Source organism: Bacillus cereus group sp. N11, from assembly GCF_016483605.1.
Taxonomy (GTDB): Bacteria; Bacillota; Bacilli; order Bacillales; family Bacillaceae_G; genus Bacillus_A; species Bacillus_A toyonensis.
On the sequence record NZ_JAEHBN010000006.1, the window covers coordinates 85,789 to 102,109 of the forward strand.

Consider the following 16,321-nt stretch of genomic DNA (forward strand, 5'->3'; position numbering starts at 1 on the left):
ACTTAAATATTCAGAAAATTTAGTACAATCTCCACTAAGAAGTAGTATTGGGGGGATTGTATGTGAAGACGTTGAAGTCGATTTTACTTTGGGGGGTTATTACGGCAGTAGGAGCAGGTGCTTTTGGTGTAATAGCTTTATCACAAGGTGAAACTATTAATGCTGTGTGGCTCTTAGTAGCTGCAGTATGTGTGTATGCAGTTGCTTATCGATTTTATAGTAGATTTATAGCGAGAAAGGTTTTTGATTTAGATAATAATCGGCAAACGCCAGCCCATACATTGAATGATGGAAAAGATTATGTTCCGACAAATAAGTGGGTATTATTCGGGCATCACTTTGCAGCAATTGCTGGGGCAGGGCCTTTAGTAGGACCTATTTTGGCAGCACAGATGGGATATTTACCAGGGACAATTTGGATTATTGTCGGGGTAGTAGTCGCTGGAGCTGTACAAGATTTTGTAATTTTATTTGCTTCGATGAGACGTAATGGTAAATCGTTAGGTGAAATGATTAAAGATGAGATAGGCCCTGTGACTGGGCTCATTGCCATGATAGGTATTTTAGGCATTATGATTATTTTATTAGCAGTATTAGCATTAGTTGTAGTAAAGGCACTTATCGGAAGCCCTTGGGGAATGTTTACGATAGCGGCAACGATTCCTATCGCTATTTTAATGGGAGTATACATGCGCTACATTAGACCTGGCCGGGTTGGTGAAGGATCGGTAATTGGTATTATTCTACTTATTCTATCTCTTATTGGAGGTCAGTATGTAGCTGAAAACCCAACGCTTGCAAGTATGTTTACGTTTAGTGGTGAAACAATTGCTATTATGCTTATCGTATATGGATTTATTGCATCGGCATTACCAGTTTGGATGCTTTTGGCACCGCGTGATTATTTAAGTACATTTTTAAAAGTAGGGACAATTGTTGGATTGGCAATCGGTATTTTAATTGTAGCACCAGATTTACAAATGCCAGCAGTTTCAAAATTTATCGATGGAACAGGCCCTGTTTTCTCAGGTAACTTATTCCCGTTCTTATTTATTACGATTGCCTGTGGGGCGGTGTCTGGATTCCATGCGCTTGTTTCATCTGGTACGACGCCAAAAATGATTGAGCAAGAGGGGCATGCACAGCCAATCGGTTATGGAGCAATGTTGATGGAGTCGTTTGTAGCAGCGATGGCTATGATTGCGGCTTGTGTATTAACACCAGGAACTTATTTTGCAATTAACAGTCCGGCAGCACTTATCGGTACGGATGTATCTCAGGCGGCCCAAGTTATTTCTTCATGGGGATTTGCTATTACACCAAATGAATTAAAAGATCTTGCTGTAAACGTTGGAGAACAAACGATTTTATCACGTACAGGTGGCGCACCAACGTTAGCGATAGGTATGGCATATATTTTCTCACAAGTAATAGGTGGGACCGCAATGATGGCATTTTGGTATCATTTTGCCATTCTTTTTGAAGCACTATTTATTTTAACAACGATTGATGCAGGAACGCGTGTCGGTCGCTTTATGATTCAAGATATTTTAGGACATGTATATAAGCCGTTTGCGAAAACAGATTCTACATTAGCGAATGTAATAGCTACAACGTTATGTGTATTAGGCTGGGGATATTTCTTATACCAAGGAGTAATAGATCCACTTGGTGGAATTAATACATTATGGCCGTTGTTCGGTATTGCAAACCAAATGTTAGCAGGTATTGCATTATTACTTGGGACGACAATTTTATTCAAAATGGGGAAAAAGGTATATGTTTGGGTGACACTTATCCCGACTGTCGGATTGTTAATTGTAACAATGACAGCTGGTTATCAAAAGCTATTTCATGAAAATCCAAAAATAGGATTTCTATCTCATGCAAAGGTGTTTCAGGGAGCATTAGATGAGGGGAAAGTGTTAGCTCCAGCTAAAAATGTCGCTCAAATGAAACAAATTATTTTTAATGATTATATCGATGCCGCACTTTGTGGGATTTTTATGATAGTTGTAATCGCCGTATTAATTTCTGCAATTCGAATTTGGATTCAAGTATTAAGAAATAAGCCGATGCCGTTAAAAGAGGCACCATATATTCCTAGGGATGAAAGTGAGTCGAGGAATTATGCTTAAAAAACTACGGCAAGTATGGGGCAAAAGGAAACACTTTATTAGTTTACTTGTAGGGGTACCAAGTTATGAAGCATATGTGGAGCATATGAAAAAGTATCATCCAGAAGAAGAGATTGTATGTCAGAAGCAATTTTTCGCTGAGGCGCAAGAAGCTAGATTTAATGCGAAAGGCGGCAAGATATCACGTTGTTGTTAATAAAAAAGGGACGAATCTTCGTCCTTTTTTATTTTTTTGCTGTTTCACGTGGAACAGCAAAAATAAATAAAAAGCTTTGGGAATTATAGGGAGTTCGTATACAATAAAGTAAGGAAAGGGATAGACGAAAAAGTAGGGAGATTATTTTATGTTAAGGGATTTATTTGTAAACACAACAATCATTCTTTCCTTTATCTTTATTGGAGGTCAGCTTTTAAGAGATAGTCCGTTAAAAGAAGGATTCTCTTTTTGGCAGAAATGCGTAGTAGGTATTTTTACTGGAATATTAGGTATATTACTAATGTATTTCGGTGTTCGTATTGGTACTATTCTATTGGATTTACGCTACTTAGCTGTCATTCTAGCTGTTATAATTGGAGGGCCAATAGCGAGTACTATAACAGTTGGTATGATTTTAGTAACTAGGCTATTATTTATGGATTATTCTTTAGCTTCTCAAGTGGCTATTTATACAATTATTGCGATAGGGATAGGTAGTATCTTTATTTCACGCATGAAGCTTTCTTTAGGAGAAAAGTGGGTATGGTTACATACGTATATTTTATCTATTCTAATCCCGGCGCTATATATATGGTTAATTAAAGATACCTACATTGTGGGGTTATATTTATTTTCTAGTATTCTTACAGGCTATATCACGTTTTTTAGTGCAAAATATGTATTGCAATCTAATCAATTATTCCAAACGATGAAACAGTATGCAACGATAGATGCTTTAACAGGACTTGGAAACGTAAGACATTTTGATTTAGAGATGAATCGTTACATCGGTAATAAGCATATGAAAAGTGGTTCACTTTGTTTATTACTTATAGATATTGATCACTTTAAGTATGTAAATGATACGTATGGGCATCCTGCAGGAGACGAAGTGTTAAAACAAATAGGGTGTATTTTAAGAGGAATTTCAACATTTCCGGATTTGGTTTTTCGAAAGGGTGGAGAGGAATTTGCACTTTTGATACCGCAGAGGGGACTAACTTATGGTATTCGTCTTGGGGAACAAATCCGTATAGCTGTTGAAAAACATTCATTTCAATTGTTAGATGGAACGAAAATAAAAATCACAGTGTCGGTAGGGATTTCAGAGTATAAAGGATCACAGGAACAGCTTATTCAAGCGGCTGATGACGCGTTATATTATTCAAAAAGAAATGGTAGAAATCAGGTCAATTCTGCATCTTAAAGGTAAGATGACCAGAAGATGTAAAATTTATTTAAAAAAACACCCACAGAGGCAACGTATTAGCTCTGCGGGTGTTTTTATTTATACGCTAGACAAGCTCTTTCGGTGCAACGAATTTACGATATGCACCATGATGAGTTGGTCCTACGTATTCGTTAATCTTGAATGAGTAACGAATAGCAGCTGTGATAAATTCTTTAGCAGTTTTTACTGCTTCTTTCACAGATTTTCCTTTTGCAAGTTCTGCTGTAATTGCAGCAGAATATGTACAACCAGCACCGTGTGTGTTTGTAGTATCAATTTTTTCTGATTCTAGAAGATCGAATGTTTCTCCGTCATATAGGACGTCGATTGCAGTTTCTGTACCTAGTTTGCTACCGCCTTTAATTAGGACGTATTTAGCACCTAAAGCGTGGATTTTCTTCGCTGCTTCTTTCATGTCCTCAAGAGAATTAATTTTCACGCCGCTTAATTGGTAAGCCTCAAATAAGTTTGGTGTTACAACTAATGCTTTTGGAACTAAAACGTCACGTAAGCAATCATTCGTTTCAGGATGTAATGCTTCATCTGCGCCTTTACATACCATAACAGGATCAACTACTACGTTTTTGAAATTATGCTTTTCAATTGTTTCTGCAACCATTTCAATAATTTCTACTGATCCAAGCATACCCGTTTTTAAAGCATCTACGCCAACACCTTCAATTGTTGTTTCTAATTGTGGTTTTAATGTAGAAGCTGGGATTGGGAATACGTTATGTGCCCAACCGTTATGTGGATCCATCGTTACGATCGTCGTAAGAGATGTCATTCCGTATACGCCAAGTTCTTGGAATGTTTTTAAATCTGCTTGTATACCAGCACCGCCACTTGTATCAGAACCAGCGATAGTAAGTGCTTTATTTAATGTCATTATGAAATCCCCCTCAAGTGATATAATGAAAACTATGTTTTCACCATTATATCAATGTTACGAATAAGTACAAAGTGAAAAGTAGATGATTTACTTTAGAGGCGATTTAAAATCTTGTATGTAGGAGATTGAGCATGTTTCGAGATAATCGTACAAATGAATTAGTTATATTAAAAGAAATTGCAGAAACACTAAATACATCAAATGATACATATCATGTATTGCAAGCGGTGCTAGAAAAATTGCTAAGTGTAACAGGTTTGACGACAGGATGGATTTTTCTTGCGGATGAAAATGGGAAGTATACGAAGTTGATCGATTACCAGTTACCAGAGGCACTGACATATGAAAACAAACGCCCGATGTGTGAAGGTGAATGTTGGTGTTTACGTGGATTTGTAGATGGGAAATTAGAACGAGCTGTTAACATTATTGAATGTAAAAGAATTAATAATGCAATTGAATACAATTGGGGAGATACAGAAGGAATTCTTCATCATGCTACAGTTCCTTTAAAAGCAGGAGGAGAAAAGTTTGGCTTATTAAATGTAGCGAGTCCAGGTAAAACACATTTTTCAGAAGAAGAATTAGTATTGCTCCAATCCGTTGCTTTCCAAATTGGGACGGCTTTAAAACGAACGAAATTATATGAAAATGAAAAACGAAGAGCACATTATTATGTGAAATTGGAACGTTTTATTCAAGATTTAAAAACAATTCATAGGTTTAATGTATTACCTGAAAAAGTTGTAAATCACGTAGGTGAAGTATTTCAATGGAATCAAGTGGCGTTTTTTATTAGAGAAGAAAAAGAATTATCTTTGCGAGCGTCTTTTAGTCAGGAAGAGTTACAAGAAGATGTAAAAGAAGCGGCAAAGAAGGCGCTAGTAAAAGGTGAATCGGTTCTTTTAAAACGTCAAATTGGTCATAATGTACATCTAAATGGAGCTGTTATTGCTACGCCAATACATATTCAAAGCCATGTATTTGGTGTTTTATGTGTAAGTTTAAATAATGGAGAATTTGATGTGAATACAATAGATGTAATCCAAGCGCTATCGAATCATATTTCGTTAATAATAGAGAATTTAAGATTAAACGAGCAGCGTCGTGAACTTGTACGAATGGAAGAAAGAAATCGATTAGCAAGAGATTTACATGATTCTGTTTCACAGAAATTATTTTCATTAACCTTTATGACAAAAGGTGCTGAGGCAGTCTTAAAAGGTCAAAACGAAAAAGTGGATCGATCTTTGCATGACATGCGTGAACTAGCGCAAGGGGCATTAAAAGAAATGAGGACATTAATTTGGCAGCTTCGTCCGGCAGGATTAGAAAAAGGATTATTACCTGCTCTAAAGCAGTACGGTGAAAACTTAGGATTGAAAATTAGGGAGCAAGTTACCGGTGTTCGTGACTTACCTCGTGTGGTAGAAGAGGCATTATGGCGCATTGGACAAGAAGCGTTAAACAATGTAAGTAAGTATGCAGGTGTAAAAGAAGCGACGGTTTATTTTACAGTGACTGAGAAAAATGTATCATTAGAAATAGTTGATCAAGGAAATGGCTTTGTAGAAAAAGATATAAAAGAGAAAAAATCACTCGGTATGACTACGATGCGTGAAAGAGTAGAATTAGTTAGTGGAACAATTAAAGTTGTAAGTAGCAAGAAACGAACGAGCGTAAAAGTAAATGTACCATTATGATGTGAAAATGAGGGAAGTTTGTGAAAATAAAAGTATTGTTAGTTGATGATCATACAGTCGTTTTAAAAGGGTTAGCATTTTTCTTGAGTACACAGGAAGATTTAGAGTTAGTTGGAGAAGCAAATAATGGGAAAGAAGCATTAGTGAAAGTAGGAGAAACAAATCCTGATGTTGTACTAATGGATTTATATATGCCTGAAATGGATGGCGTTGAGGCGACAGCTTGTATAAAAAATGAATATCCAGATGTGAAAGTAATCGTATTAACTAGCTTTTCTGATCAGGCACATGTTTTACCGGCATTAAAAGCAGGAGCAAGTGGTTATATTTTAAAAGATGTAGAACCGGATCAACTTGTTGAAGCTATTAGAAGCGCATATAAAGGTAATATTCAATTACATCCCGATATTGCGAGCACCCTTATCTCTCAAACATTGCCTCAAGAAGAGAGGGCAGAGGAACATTTCGTTCATGTAGATGTATTGACAGCAAGAGAAAACGAAGTGTTACAACTATTAGCAAAAGGGATGAGCAATAAAGAAATTGCCTCTGTTTTAGTTATTACAGAAAAAACGGTTAAAGCACATGTAAGTAGTATTTTGAGTAAATTAAACTTATCTGATCGCACGCAGGCAGCATTATATGCAGTGAAAAATGGGATTGTATAAGACGAAAGTCGTAAGACCTAGTTCGCCTTTAGGAGGTGGACTTTTTTTATGGAAAAATACGTCTATGTGAGGACGAAATTGTCTTGATATAAAGATAAAATATGTTTGTAAGCAACAAAACAACAATTACAAGGGATACCTTTTTTAAAAACATATAACAACGTAAGAGTGAGTATTAGGAGGAAGAAATAATGGCAACAGTTTTATTCGTAAAAGCAAACAATCGTCCAGCGGAACAAGCAGTTAGTGTGAAATTATATGAGGCATTTTTAGCAAACTATAAAGAAGCACATCCAAATGATACAGTAGTAGAACTTGATTTATATAAAGAAGAATTACCATATGTAGGCGTAGACATGATTAATGGTACATTCAAAGCAGGTAAAGGATTTGATTTAACGGAAGAGGAAGCAAAGGCAGTAGCAGTTGCTGATAAGTACTTAAATCAATTTTTAGAAGCTGATAAAGTTGTTTTCGGTTTCCCATTATGGAACTTAACGATTCCAGCAGTATTGCACACGTATATTGATTATTTAAACCGTGCTGGTAAAACGTTTAAATATACACCAGAAGGTCCAGTTGGACTTATTGGAGATAAAAAAATCGCATTATTAAACGCACGCGGTGGCGTATATTCTGAAGGTCCAGCGGCTGAAGTAGAAATGGCTGTTAAATATGTAGCAAGTATGATGGGCTTCTTCGGTGCAACAAACATGGAAACAGTGGTTATTGAAGGACATAACCAATTCCCAGATAAAGCAGAAGAAATCATTACTGCGGGTCTTGAAGAAGCAGCTAAAGTAGCAAGCAAATTTTAATTGAAATTATAATCGCCACTCAAAGAAACAGCATTAACATAAACGTTAATGCTGTTTCTTTATATTTTTAACTCATCAGCAAGTTTTTCTAATTGACTTCGATCTTGTATATAATATGTTCGGCCTTCTTTTTTTAAATAATTTTGCTGGCAAAACTGGTTTAATACGTATAAAAGGTGACGATAACTGACGCTTAAGTATTCTGAGGCTTCGGTATGTTTTTCGGTATAGCAATTATTTTGTTCTGTTAATAGAATAAACGCCGCTAATCGATTTTCGAACGGATAACTATTGTTTTTTGCATAACTTTCTGTTCGGGCAATTGTTTTTTCGCCAATGAATTTGCATAGTTTCTGTAAAAAGGTAGCATCTTGCAATAAAAGATGCTGACAATCTTTAAGAGGAAGTGCTAAGCAAATACAATCATCGATTACCTCAACTGCTTTAGTAAAGGATTCTACACCAATTAATCCTAATTCTCCAATGAACGAAGGTGCTTGAATAAAGTTAATTAATGAAACCTTTCCGTTTTTGTGACTCATATATATTTTTGCTTTCCCAGAAATTAAATAATAAAGATAAGGGAAATCAACCCCTTCAGTACATATCTTTTCTTTCTTTTGAAAGGAATGTAGCTCAGCATACGGTAAGACATCAAAAGAAAAAAGAGTGTGGAGATTGTAAGTTTGCATGTAATGAGAAATTTCTTCGTTGTTTTTGCTGACTTCCATATTTTCACCTCATATTTAGTATGAGATATCTCCTATTATTTTTACAAGAAAGAATGATACGATTTACTTAAATTTGTTTTTGTAGAAAAGAGAGTGTGAGAGGTTTATGAAAAAATATAAAACATTGTTGTTTGATGTAGATGATACACTGTTAGATTTCCAGAAGACGGAGAAAGTGGCATTACGTATGCTTTTTGAGGAGAAAGGGATTCCTCTAACTAGTGAGGTTGAAGCGCGTTATAAAAAAGTTAATAAAGGTCTTTGGGATGTTTTTGAAAAAGGCGAAATCAACCGCGATGAAGTTGTAAATACACGGTTTTCCATTTTATTCAAAGAGTACGGGGAAGAAGTAGATGGGATATTATTCGAAAATAATTACCGTAGCTACTTAGAAGAAGGAAATCAACTCATACAAGGTGCATTTGAATTTATAAATCAAATTCAAAATGAGTATGATTTATATATAGTGACAAACGGCGTTTCTAAGACGCAAGATAAACGTTTACGTAATGCAGGGTTACATTCATTGTTTAAAGGTATTTTTGTTTCTGAAGATACAGGTTTTCAAAAGCCGATGAAAGAGTATTTTGATTATGTTTTTGAACGGATTCCTAACTTTGCTTCTGAAGAAGGGCTTATTATTGGGGATTCATTAAGCGCCGATATTAAAGGTGGATATGTAGCGGGAATTGATACTTGTTGGTTTAATCCAGAAAAGAAATTAAATGATAGCGAGATTGTGCCAACATATGAAGTGCATAGTTTTGAAGATTTATACGCTCTATTGAAGCGGCATGTGTGACAAAAATAGGCAGTGGAATTTTTGTCCCTACTGCCTACTTTTATTAATTTGTAGTTTCGTTCCGTTTAGGAAGCGGAAATGCATTACCAATCGCTGCTGCCCCGAGCATTGGTAATAGTAAATTAAGCGGGAAAAACATAAGTAATAGCAAAGTTATAGCTATTGGCTTTCGTAACGCATAGCTCGAAATCGCTGTCGTTACGATGGCCACAGATGCTACTGGATCTATAGGAAGAATAGAAGCTATAGCGTATCCAATACTTGACCCTGAAAATATAATTGGGAAAATATGTCCACCCCGCCACCCCGTATTTAAACAAACGGCAGTAATGCATAGCTTTAAAACTCCTGAAAGAAGTAGTATCCAAAAGGATAAATGCCCCCATTCAACAACTAATTCTTTTAATTGATGTTCCCCTGAAAATAATGTGTACGGAAGAAAAGTGCCTACAATTCCTAATAAAATACCACCGATAATTCCAAGTGTAATTTTGTACTTTGTAAAAGGATGAATTAACTTCTCTAATATGAATTCTAATTTGAAATAAAAGAAACCAATTATAGCACCAATACTAGCAAGCGGGAGAAATGCGATCCATTCATTGAAAGAAAGTGAACCTTCTCCAAAATCAACAATAAAGGATCCTCGATTATCGAGTTTACTCAGTAGTAAATAAACAGAAAAACCTGCAAAAGTAGTAGTTAAGTATACAATTGCTTTTTTTCCTTTAGAAAATTCGTTAATTTGCTCACTCTCATTTTCATTTGGGGCCAAGTAACCGAATAATGGTGCATTAAAAATGACACTTAAAGTAGCACCAATTCCAACCTCTGTTAGTTCATTCATTCCCTTTAAAGCAAATTTAAAGCGATCACCAACCCATGTGCAAAGTCCGCCAATAATTCCAACAAGTGCGGCTTCTGGACCGAGACTAGCCCCAAATATTAAGACAATAATCGCAGTTAAAGTAGCTTGATGGACAAAACGGTATTCAATCCTACCTGTGTTTTTATATTCATCCATAACCTCTGGCATAAGACGTGGATATGTACCAAAGTATTTTTGTGATAAACCAACAAGAATCCCGCCGATTGTGGTTACGCAAAGGGTGTAATAAGGGGGGGAAGAGAAAACGCTAGGTAAATAACCCCAAATAAAATGGATTCCGATATTTATCGTAACTAAAAATAGCCAGACTGTAGCGCCTACTATGGATCCTAGAAGAATGCCATATAAGACGATTATATAATGCATGTCTTTTGTATTTGTCATGTTATACCTCCGTTATGCAAGTTTTAGTAGGAAAAGGTTGCAGATGTTAGTGTGAAATGGATTGAATATGTATAGTATCTTTTTGAGAGGATTGCTTATTCAACATGTAGGGCGATTTTTTGAATTTATAGTTTAAGTTACTTATTTAATTTTATAGATTGATTTGAGTTTTTTAAAGGTCTTTTTTGAAATAGAATGGAATATATTTCTTTTGTTGCTTTCTATAAAACTGTTAACATTTATTTTAGAACATTCGGAAAAATCGATTGACATTAGGAAATTATTGCTATAAAATCAACGGTAATTGCATAGTCTTATCAAGAAAAGGTGGAGGGACAGGCCCGATGAAACCTTGGCAACAGCCGTATAACGGAATTGTGCCAAATCCTGCAGGTGATAATCCTGAGAGATAAGAAAGAGCCTTTAGAGCGTGTTTTCAAACTGCTCCTTTCTTATTTTCAGGAAAGGGGCAGTTTTTTATTTTGTATAAAAGAAAGGAGAATGAGAGATGGGAGAATCATGGGGAAAAGGAACGATTTGTGTGCAAGGTGGCTATACACCAAAGAATGGTGAACCACGTGTTTTGCCGCTTTATCAAAGTACAACGTATAAGTACGATACGTCGGATGATTTAGCAGCACTATTTAATTTAGAGGCAGAAGGATATATATATACGCGTATTGGCAATCCTACTCTAGCTGCATTCGAGCAGAAGTTATCAGATTTAGAAGGCGGTGTAGGAGCGGTTGCAACAGCTTCTGGGCAGGCAGCCATTATGCTAGCAGTTTTAAATATTTGTAGTAGTGGAGATCATCTTCTTTGTTCTTCAACAGTTTACGGGGGGACGTTTAATTTATTTGGAGTAAGTTTACGTAAGCTTGGCATTGATGTTACGTTCTTTAATCCAAATTTATCAGCAGATGAAATTGTGGCACTTGCTAATGATAAGACGAAACTCATCTATGCAGAATCGTTAGGAAATCCAGCAATGAACGTTTTAAATTTCAAAGAATTTTCAGATGCAGCCAAGGAGCTGGAAGTACCTTTTATCGTTGATAACACATTAGCGACTCCTTATTTATGCCAAGCGTTCGAACATGGAGCAAATATTATTGTTCATTCTACGACGAAATATATTGATGGGCATGCAAGCTCTTTAGGTGGCATTGTAATTGACGGAGGAAATTTTGATTGGACAAAAGGGAAATATCCTGAGCTTGTTGAACCAGATCCAAGTTATCACGGCGTAAGCTATGTTCAAAACTTTGGGGCAGCAGCTTATATTGTGAAAGCACGTGTTCAGCTGTTAAGAGACTATGGAAATTGTATGAGCCCATTCAATGCGTATATTAGCAATATTGGCTTAGAAACACTGCATTTACGAATGGAGCGTCATAGCGAAAATGCTCTCGCAGTTGCCAAGTGGCTTGCTAACCATGAACGTATTGAATGGGTGAGTTATCCGGGGTTAGATAGTAATGAAAATTACTCGTTAGCACAAAAGTATTTGAAAAAAGGTGCTAGTGGAGTTTTAACTTTCGGTATTAAAGGTGGATTAGAAGCAGCAAAAGAATTTATCGCAAATGTAAAACTAGCGACTCTCGTAACGCATGTAGCTGATGCAAGAACTTGTGTTATACATCCTGCTAGTACGACGCATAGACAATTAAGTGCTGAAGATCAGCGTTTAGCTGGTGTTACATCTGATTTAATTCGTTTATCGGTTGGTATAGAAGATGTTTCTGATATTATTGCAGATTTAGAAGCGGCATTAGTCGGAGGCAAACAACATGCCGATCATAATTGATAAAGACTTACCAGCTCGTAAAGTATTGCAAAAAGAAAATATTTTTGTAATGACGAAGGAACGAGCAGAAACACAAGATATTCGGGCATTGAAAATTGCTATATTAAATTTAATGCCAACGAAGCAAGACACAGAGGCACAATTACTTCGATTAATTGGAAATACACCGTTGCAATTAGATGTTCATTTGCTTCATATGGAATCACATCTGTCTCGTAATGTAGCGCAGGACCATTTAACAAGCTTTTATAAAACGTTTCGTGATATTGAAAATGAAAAATTTGATGGGCTCATTATTACAGGAGCACCAGTTGAAACTCTTTCTTTTGAAGAAGTAGATTATTGGGAAGAGCTTAAACGTATTATGGAGTATTCAAAAACGAATGTAACATCCACGCTTCATATTTGCTGGGGGGCACAGGCTGGTTTGTATCATCATTACGGCGTTCCGAAGTATCCCCTTAAGGAAAAAATGTTCGGCGTATTTGAACATGAAGTCTGTGAGCAACATGTGAAACTGTTACAGGGGTTTGATGAGTTGTTTTTTGCCCCGCATTCCCGTCATACAGAAGTACGAGAGAGTGATATTAGAGGGGTGAAAGAATTAACGTTGTTAGCAAACTCTGAAGAAGCTGGTGTTCATCTTGTTATTGGGCAAGAAGGAAGGCAAGTTTTCGCCCTCGGACATAGTGAATATAGTTGTGAGACGTTAAAACAAGAATATGAACGAGATCGTGACAAAGGGTTAAATATTGACGTGCCAAAAAATTATTTTAAACATAATAATCCAGATGAAAAGCCGCTTGTTAGGTGGAGGAGTCATGGGAATTTATTATTCTCTAATTGGTTGAATTATTACGTGTATCAAGAAACCCCTTATGTATTGTAAAAAAAGATTGTGTAACACGTGGCAACGTTTTCTTTGTAAGGATTACTCTTTATTTTTCCGAATCTTCAAAATACATTGTTTTTCAGACTTTTTACTCATATAATTTCATCTAAACACAATTTTTGAGGGGTGGACAGTATTATGAAAGAAATTCAGGTTGGTCTATTAGGTCTTGGGACAGTTGGTAGCGGTGTAGTTCGTATTATTACAGATCATCAAGAGCGACTTATACACCAAGTAGGTTGTCCAGTGAAGGTAACGAAAGTATTGGTGCAAAACATTGAGAAAGAGAGAGAGGTAGAGGTACCTTCTACTCTATTAACACAAAATGCAAATGAAATTTTAGATAATCCAAATATTGATGTTGTCATCGAAGTGATGGGTGGCATTGATGATGCAAAGGCATATATTTTACAAGCTTTACAAAGTGGGAAGCACGTTGTGACTGCAAATAAAGATTTAATGGCGTTACACGGAGCGGAACTATTAGCGGTAGCAAAGGATAATAAGGCTGATTTGTTTTATGAAGCAAGTGTAGCTGGAGGAATCCCGATTTTGCGAAGCATCGTAGAAGGACTTTCTTCAGATCTTATTACGAAAGTAATGGGAATTGTAAATGGAACGACAAATTTTATTTTGACGAAAATGTCAGATGAAGGGAGAGCATATAACGACGTGTTAAAAGAAGCCCAACAACTTGGATTTGCAGAAGCAGATCCAACATCAGATGTAGAAGGTTTAGACGCGGCAAGAAAAATGACGATTTTAGCTACTCTCGGTTTCTCTACAAACGTAGAGCTTGGAGATGTGAAAGTAAAAGGAATTACTTCTATTACAGAAGAAGATATTGAATATAGTAAGAGCTTAGGTTATACAATTAAATTAATTGGTCTTGCAAAGAGAGATGGCGAAAAATTAGAGGTTACAGTTGAACCGACTTTACTTCCCAATACACATCCTCTTGCGGCGGTGCAAAATGAATATAATGCTGTGTATGTGTACGGTGAAGCGGTAGGAGAAACGATGTTTTATGGGCCGGGAGCAGGAAGCTTACCGACAGCAACAGCGGTTGTTTCGGATTTGGTTGCTGTGATGCAAAATATTAGACTAGGGGTAACAGGAAATAGTGCTGTAGTCCCGCAATATCAAAAGGTATTAAAGGAGCCAGACGAAATTGTCGTGAAAAAGTTTTTAAGACTTCATGTAAAAGACGAAATTGGTGTATTTGCAAAAATTACATCATTGTTCTCTGAGCGTGGTGTTAGCTTTGAGAAAATTATTCAAATGCCGCTTGAAGAGAAAGGAAAGGCTGAAATTGTGATTGTAACGCATCGTGCGTCTCTTGCTGATTATGATTATATTCTACATACGTTGCAAGGGTATGAAGAAATAGATTGTTTGAAAGCGAACTATCGAATTGAAGGGGATGCTAAGTAGTATCTCTTACCATAAAACAGAAAGAGCCTATTAAGCAGCTTGCTTAATAGGCTCTTTTTTATTTAAAATCTGCGTACCAATTTGAATAAATGCTTGAATGATCCAACCTGTTGTAAAGGATAAGATAATTGTTCCAAAATAGATGGGTCCATCTAATAAGAAGCTTAATGTTAAAAATAGAAAAGCCAATGAAATCTCTGTTTTTCTAAACGTCCATTTTCTCTTCTCAGCAACTGTTAAAACGAAAGCTTCTTGAGGTGCTGCGCAAAGGTTTGTTGAGACATAAAGGCCAATGCCAGCTCCGACAAATAGATTTCCACAAATAAGTGTTATATATTTTGGAAGAGAGCGGATAGCGTCCATAATAATTGTAATGGAACCAATCCAGTCAACAAAAAGAGAAATAAGAATCATCGTTACAATTGTGCCAATTGTAATTTGTTTTTTATTCCAAAAGAGTACGATAAGTGTAAAAGCAAAGTTAATCATGAAAATCCAAAAACCAATACTTATCCCGAAATTCTGATATAGTGCAATAAAGAAGGAATCGTAAGGGCTAAGTCCAAAGGAAGTAATTGTCGTCATCATATTAATACCGATGGCGAGAATGAGTAAACCGCCAATAAAAAATATATATTCTAACTTGAATCGAAGCATAGTTGCATATCCTTTCTAAATGTATTTGCTAGGAAAGGATATATTGTGGAAAGCTTACCAGGTCAAGTGAGAATTTTTGAGGGGAAGGGGAAAATGAGATGACGAATATAAGAAAGATTGCTGAACTTGCCGAAGTATCGGTTTCAACCGTTTCACGTGTACTAAATAATCATCCATACGTGAATGAACAGAAACGAAAAGAAATTTTAGCGATTATAGAGGAATTGAATTATACGCAAAATGTGAACGCGATTCATTTAGTGAAAGGAAAAACGAATGTAATTGGCGTTTTATTGCCACACGTAAATGATCAATATTATAGTGCTATTATTGAGGGGATATCAAAAGAAACGGCAAAGAATAATTATAATATGATGCTTTGCCAGACAAATTACAGCGAAGAAAGAGAACTAGAAATTTTACATATGTTAAAAATGAAAAAGCTTGATGGGGTTATTATATGTTCCCGTGCCAATAGTAAGGAGAAACTTGAAGAATATACGAAATTCGGCCCGATTGTTATGTGTGAAGAAATAGATTCGAAGTGCATTTCAAGTGTGCATATTGATTACTACAAAGTATTTTCGCATGGGATGAAAAGCTTAATAGATGTCGGTCATACACGTATTGGATATTGCATTGGAAGAAGTAATAGCATTAATAGCCAAAGACGAAAAAAGGCGTATGCAGATTCGCTTCAACAGAGTACCGTAACACCGTTAGAGACTTGGAAATTTGAAGAGTGTTTTACGGTGGAAGATGGACGTAACGTAATCAGAGAATGGGCTCGTATGCCTGTAAAACCGACGGCGTTTCTTGTATCTTGTAATCATATTGCAGCGGGAATGGTAACAGAAGCAAAAAAACAAGGAATTCGAATTCCAGAAGATATGACGATTATCGGATGTGACGATCAAGAGGTAGCAGATATATTAGGTATAACAACAATTTCCCATCCTAGTAAAAATGTCGGGATAAAAGCGTTTGAATTATTATATGAAAAGATTAATGCAGAGAAATTAGATGTGAAACATATAGAGTTATTACCAAAGTTAGTAAATAGAGAAACGACGTGATAG

At 36.1% G+C, this 16,321-nt stretch carries 15 protein-coding genes and 1 riboswitch; of the genes, 11 read left to right on the top strand and 4 right to left on the bottom strand.

What is annotated here, in order from left to right:
• Positions 1-62: 62 nt before the first annotated feature.
• The 3 genes from cstA (at position 63) to JDS98_RS11780 (ending at position 3,541) form a co-directional block, all read left to right on the top strand.
• Complete coding sequence (gene cstA, locus JDS98_RS11770) at positions 63-2,138, top strand: carbon starvation protein CstA (protein ID WP_000854304.1); 2,076 nt, start codon at positions 63-65, stop codon at positions 2,136-2,138.
• Entirely contained in the window at positions 2,131-2,334 is a 204-nt protein-coding gene (locus JDS98_RS11775; protein WP_199633901.1) for a YbdD/YjiX family protein, read from the top strand. Before cstA ends, JDS98_RS11775 begins: the two co-directional genes overlap by 8 nt.
• 148 nt (positions 2,335-2,482) lie before the next feature.
• Positions 2,483-3,541, top strand: a complete 1,059-nt coding sequence (locus JDS98_RS11780) for a GGDEF domain-containing protein (protein ID WP_097958169.1) — start codon at positions 2,483-2,485, stop codon at positions 3,539-3,541.
• An 88-nt stretch (positions 3,542-3,629) separates the two neighbouring features.
• Here the strand turns inward: JDS98_RS11780 and pdxK are convergent, their stop codons facing one another.
• Positions 3,630-4,454 (bottom strand): pyridoxine/pyridoxal/pyridoxamine kinase, encoded by an 825-nt coding sequence (pdxK, locus tag JDS98_RS11785; RefSeq protein WP_000174255.1) that lies wholly within the window; start codon positions 4,452-4,454, stop codon positions 3,630-3,632.
• A 134-nt stretch (positions 4,455-4,588) separates the two neighbouring features.
• Between pdxK and JDS98_RS11790 the strand changes: the two genes are divergently transcribed.
• The 3 genes from JDS98_RS11790 (at position 4,589) to JDS98_RS11800 (ending at position 7,646) form a co-directional block, all read left to right on the top strand.
• Entirely contained in the window at positions 4,589-6,160 is a 1,572-nt protein-coding gene (locus JDS98_RS11790; RefSeq protein WP_199633902.1) for a GAF domain-containing sensor histidine kinase, read from the top strand.
• A gap of 20 nt (positions 6,161-6,180) precedes the next feature.
• The gene (locus JDS98_RS11795; protein WP_000695810.1) at positions 6,181-6,828 is read left to right on the top strand and encodes a response regulator; all 648 of its coding nucleotides are present in this window, start codon (positions 6,181-6,183) and stop codon (positions 6,826-6,828) included.
• Between the two features lie 191 nt (positions 6,829-7,019).
• A complete protein-coding gene (locus JDS98_RS11800) occupies positions 7,020-7,646 on the top strand; it encodes an FMN-dependent NADH-azoreductase (RefSeq protein WP_000246726.1) in 627 nt (208 codons plus the stop codon).
• Between the two features lie 59 nt (positions 7,647-7,705).
• Here JDS98_RS11800 and JDS98_RS11805 read toward each other — a convergent pair whose 3' ends face one another.
• Positions 7,706-8,377 carry a transcriptional regulator YeiL gene (locus tag JDS98_RS11805; protein WP_097958170.1) on the bottom strand — a complete coding sequence of 224 codons (672 nt, stop codon included), beginning with the start codon at positions 8,375-8,377 and terminating at the stop codon, positions 7,706-7,708.
• 106 nt (positions 8,378-8,483) lie between these two features.
• Here JDS98_RS11805 and JDS98_RS11810 point away from each other — a divergent pair, with 106 nt between their 5' ends.
• Positions 8,484-9,179: a YjjG family noncanonical pyrimidine nucleotidase gene (locus tag JDS98_RS11810; RefSeq protein ID WP_000760209.1), complete on the top strand. Its 696-nt coding sequence runs from the start codon at positions 8,484-8,486 to the stop codon at positions 9,177-9,179.
• A 43-nt stretch (positions 9,180-9,222) separates the two neighbouring features.
• Here JDS98_RS11810 and JDS98_RS11815 read toward each other — a convergent pair whose 3' ends face one another.
• Positions 9,223-10,452, bottom strand: coding sequence for a chloride channel protein (locus JDS98_RS11815; protein ID WP_098911318.1), 1,230 nt, complete (start codon positions 10,450-10,452; stop codon positions 9,223-9,225).
• A 311-nt stretch (positions 10,453-10,763) separates the two neighbouring features.
• Positions 10,764-10,868, top strand: a riboswitch (SAM riboswitch).
• A 92-nt stretch (positions 10,869-10,960) separates the two neighbouring features.
• Between JDS98_RS11815 and JDS98_RS11820 the strand changes: the two genes are divergently transcribed.
• The 3 genes from JDS98_RS11820 to JDS98_RS11830 all read left to right on the top strand — a co-directional run bounded on the left by JDS98_RS11820 (position 10,961) and on the right by JDS98_RS11830 (position 14,585).
• Positions 10,961-12,259 (top strand): bifunctional O-acetylhomoserine aminocarboxypropyltransferase/cysteine synthase, encoded by a 1,299-nt coding sequence (locus tag JDS98_RS11820; protein WP_097958174.1) that lies wholly within the window; start codon positions 10,961-10,963, stop codon positions 12,257-12,259.
• Positions 12,243-13,148, top strand: coding sequence for a homoserine O-acetyltransferase MetA (metA, locus tag JDS98_RS11825; protein ID WP_001121528.1), 906 nt, complete (start codon positions 12,243-12,245; stop codon positions 13,146-13,148). Before JDS98_RS11820 ends, metA begins: the two co-directional genes overlap by 17 nt.
• Positions 13,149-13,289: 141 nt before the next feature.
• On the top strand, positions 13,290-14,585 hold the full coding sequence (locus JDS98_RS11830; protein ID WP_000659112.1) for a homoserine dehydrogenase: 1,296 nt from the start codon (positions 13,290-13,292) through the stop codon (positions 14,583-14,585).
• A 30-nt stretch (positions 14,586-14,615) separates the two neighbouring features.
• Here JDS98_RS11830 and JDS98_RS11835 read toward each other — a convergent pair whose 3' ends face one another.
• Positions 14,616-15,242, bottom strand: a complete 627-nt coding sequence (locus JDS98_RS11835) for a YczE/YyaS/YitT family protein (RefSeq protein WP_000943407.1) — start codon at positions 15,240-15,242, stop codon at positions 14,616-14,618.
• 98 nt (positions 15,243-15,340) lie between these two features.
• Here JDS98_RS11835 and JDS98_RS11840 point away from each other — a divergent pair, with 98 nt between their 5' ends.
• The gene (locus JDS98_RS11840; protein ID WP_199633903.1) at positions 15,341-16,318 is read left to right on the top strand and encodes a LacI family DNA-binding transcriptional regulator; all 978 of its coding nucleotides are present in this window, start codon (positions 15,341-15,343) and stop codon (positions 16,316-16,318) included.
• Positions 16,319-16,321: the final 3 nt, after the last annotated feature.